Source organism: Bacillus sp. LR_5, assembly GCF_042709275.1.
The window spans coordinates 1-3,348 of the sequence record NZ_JAVAXX010000458.1; the positions used below are offsets into that span (position 1 = coordinate 1).

General features: G+C 43.5%; 5 protein-coding genes and 1 pseudogene. 3 read left to right on the plus strand and 3 right to left on the minus strand.

The annotated features are described in order from the left end of the window. Positions 1 to 31 precede the first annotated feature (31 nt). The 3 genes and pseudogenes from RAC86_RS36945 to RAC86_RS36955 all read left to right on the plus strand — a co-directional run. A complete protein-coding gene (locus RAC86_RS36945) occupies positions 32 to 484 on the plus strand; it encodes a MarR family transcriptional regulator (protein ID WP_003226875.1) in 453 nt (150 codons plus the stop codon). Between the two features lie 129 nt (positions 485 to 613). After that, positions 614 to 1,276 carry an MBL fold metallo-hydrolase gene (locus RAC86_RS36950; RefSeq protein ID WP_377886794.1) on the plus strand — a complete coding sequence of 221 codons (663 nt, stop codon included), beginning with the start codon at positions 614 to 616 and terminating at the stop codon, positions 1,274 to 1,276. A gap of 7 nt (positions 1,277 to 1,283) precedes the next feature. Beyond that, positions 1,284 to 1,426: pseudogene (locus RAC86_RS36955) on the plus strand (LysR family transcriptional regulator); the annotation flags it as partial. A gap of 24 nt (positions 1,427 to 1,450) precedes the next feature. On the opposite strand, the gene RAC86_RS36960 reads toward RAC86_RS36955, so the two are convergent. The 3 genes from RAC86_RS36960 to RAC86_RS36970 all read right to left on the minus strand — a co-directional run bounded on the left by RAC86_RS36960 (position 1,451) and on the right by RAC86_RS36970 (position 3,348). Further along, the gene (locus RAC86_RS36960) at positions 1,451 to 1,930 is read right to left on the minus strand and encodes a DUF2798 domain-containing protein (protein ID WP_049140527.1); all 480 of its coding nucleotides are present in this window, start codon (positions 1,928 to 1,930) and stop codon (positions 1,451 to 1,453) included. 82 nt (positions 1,931 to 2,012) lie between these two features. Next, the gene (locus tag RAC86_RS36965; RefSeq protein ID WP_049140526.1) at positions 2,013 to 2,456 is read right to left on the minus strand and encodes a GNAT family N-acetyltransferase; all 444 of its coding nucleotides are present in this window, start codon (positions 2,454 to 2,456) and stop codon (positions 2,013 to 2,015) included. 13 nt (positions 2,457 to 2,469) lie between these two features. Further along, positions 2,470 to 3,348, minus strand: a complete 879-nt coding sequence (locus RAC86_RS36970; RefSeq protein ID WP_015715067.1) for a LysR family transcriptional regulator — start codon at positions 3,346 to 3,348, stop codon at positions 2,470 to 2,472.

Sequence of the window (3,348 nt, forward strand, 5' to 3'; positions counted from 1 at the left end):
TTGCAACAAAAATACGTGAGGGGTTTTAGGAATGAATGATATTTTGCGTGAGATCGGCATGATAGCAAGAGCGTTGGATTCCATAAGCAACATCGAATTTAAAGATTTGGACTTAACAAGAGGGCAGTATCTCTATCTCGTACGTATATACGAAAATCCGGGAATTATTCAAGAAAAATTGGCGGAAATGATAAAAGTGGACCGGACAACGGCCGCGCGGGCCATTAAGAAGCTGGAAATGCAGGGATTTATTCAAAAACTGCCGGATGAGCAAAATAAAAAAATAAAAAAACTGTTCCCGACTGAGAAAGGGAAAAAGGTATATCCATTGTTAAGAAGAGAAGGAGAACATTCCACGGAAGTGGCCTTGTCCGGTTTTACTTCAGAGGAAAAGGAAACCATTTCTGCACTCCTTCATAGAGTGAGGAAGAATATAGAACGTGATTGGGAATATGTGAAGAAGGGGAACAAAAGGGATTATTAATGGACAATGTTAACAAGGCGAGCTGATGCTGGCGAAAATCGGCGTCTCCTCCTCAAGAATTCCAGTCCGCTGGCCGTTCACTTCTGTTTTCTTTTGAACTATCAAAAATCTCCAAAGGGAGTGGTTTGCGTGAACTTGAGACAACTATCAGAACATGTCTATCAATGTGAATTTGAGCTTGATGTGCCTCTTCGTATTCCGGTTCATACCTGGTTTATCAAAGATGGTGATGATGTTTATATTGTTGATACGGGAATAGAACGTTTTGCTGATGCTCAAATTAGGGCAGCGTTAGCGATCGGCAATCCAAAAGCCATTTTGCTTACCCATGGCCACAGTGATCATATCGGGGGTGCATCAAAATGGTTAGAGAGATTTGATATTCCGATTTTTGCGCACCGGAAAGAACTTATATATATCAATGGAGAAGCGCCTTATCCGAACAAAAATGAAGTGGAGAACACAGGGGTAGCCCATATTGTCCAGCCGCTGACGGAGCAAACGCTTGCTCACCTGCCTCTGAAATACTATTTAACACCTGGCCATTCTCCGGGGCATGTCGTGTATGATCATAAAATCGATCGTACGCTATTAACGGGCGACCTTTTTATCACAAGTAAGGAGGATTTACACCCACCTATAAGAAGATTCAGTGTTGATATAAATGAGAACATCGATAGCGGCTCAATCATAGATCAAATCAAACCAACGCTCATTTGCTCTTCACATGGCGAAGAAATTCTTTATAACGAAGAATTGTATAAAAACTATGTGGTAAGGTATAGGGATTAATGGAAGTGAAAAACATAAGCTGAAAAATCTCCAGCATGTTGAAGCCCTCGATCCGATTTACTCACACCCAAAAAGAAAAAATGGCAGCTGCCTGCTGCAGAGGCTTTTGCGGAGCTTGTTTTACATCCGATTCATGAGCAAAAGGAGTGAGTGTCAGGCTCACTCCTTTTCTATTTAAATTGCGGCTGTGAGCTTTGGTTTTACAAATTTCATGAAAATCCCTCTGACTAATGGGCCCATAATCAGTAATTGCAATGGATAGGCCAGGATGAAATTTTTCAACACAATCATAAGATAAGCACTGAAGAGGCTGTCCTCGTTCAGCCCATTTGCTAGAACCGCTGTCACTAAACCGAACACAGACATACAAAGTACCATGCCAATCACCATACAAGTTGACATGGCAAGGATGACATAAATTTTTTTAGTCTTGTCGAACGGCATGCGGAATGCAATCTTCTTGGCGAGGGGGCCCACTAACAGTAAATCTAACAGGAGGGCGACCATAAAACCGATGACCATTTCAAAAACGGTCATCAGTGAAAAATCCTGAATGGCTCCGTTGATGATGGCATTGTAAATCGACATGACGCAGACCATTCCAAAACACATCATCACGCCAAATATAAGACTCTCTTTTTTATTTGCTGGCATACAATCATTCCTTCTCTCCATAATCGGTGATTAGTATACCAATGAACCGTTCATGCTCATAAGTGACAAATTTGTGAACAATCTATAAAGCAGAATCGTCTTGTTTTGTCATCAGCACATGCGGAATGCCGTCCAGCATAAATTCTTCTGATGCAGTCTGATAGCCGAGCTTTTCATAAAAGCCTGTCGCCTGTGTCTGGCCGTGCAGTTTGAAGGCAGAAATGCTTTGTTCTTTCACAATACGTTCTAATGCATCGACGATCACTTTTCCCAAACCGAATTTGCGGTAAGGCTTCAGAATGCAGATTCGTTCCAGTTTCCCCGTGTGGCCAACGATACGGACACGTGCAGTGCCCACAGGTACATTCTGATGATAAGCCAGGATGTGCTGGCAGTCACCGTGGAGTGTATCGAACTCATCGAATTCATCCGAAATGGGACAGCCTTGTTCCTCTACAAATACTGCCTTTCTGATTTCAAACGCTGTATGTAAATCCTGTTCTGACGTGATTTTTTTGATATTCATGCTTGAATCCTCCCTACTCAGAAAAATGGCTGATCACATATTGTTTAAAGGTCTCAGCAACCGGTGATAAAAACCTGCCTTTTATCCAGGCAATTCCTATGACACGCTGACATTCCGGCCAGCTGACGCGGATTTTGGTGATTTTGCTTTGGTCTAAGCCTTTCAGGTCTGGGAGAATAGATATGCCCAGTCCGGCTGCCACAAAACCTGCGGCAGTAGCTGCTTCTTCTCCTTCAAACATAATGTTCGGCTGTATATTGGCCTTCTCAAACAGCTCATCGACCGTCATCCGAAGCGCGTAGCCTTTTTTCAATAAAATAAAACGCTCCCCGGCAATCTCATTCAGGGTAATGCTTTCGCGACTGGCTAATGGGTGATCATTTGGCACAAATACAAAGAGTTCTTCACTCCACAGCTTGATCCATTGGATCGGATCTTCAGGCTTAATCGAAGCGAGGAGACAGAGGTCCAGATCCCCGGATTTTAATCGTTCAAGCAGCCAATAAGAGTGGTTTTGCTTCAGCTGGAAGGCAATGTTGGGGTATTCCTGCTGAAAGGAGCCGATGAGATCGGGCACGAGCGTGGTGCCTAATGTATGTAAAAAACCGAGAGAGACTACGCCTTGGTCTGGCTTTAATAAGGCTTGGATTTCTTCTTTTCCTTCAGTGTACTCCTTCATCATCGCCTGAACCCGCCGCAAAAAAATGTGTCCGTATTGATTTAAGCTAATGGATCGTCCTTGCCTGTCAAATAGCGGCACACCCAAATGATTTTCCAGCCTGGCGATAGAGCGTGAAAGCGCAGGCTGTGTGATGGAGAGGCTTTTTGCGGCTTTCGTGACGTGCTGCATTCGGGCCAGTGTTTGAAAATATTCAAGTTGTTCCCATTCCAA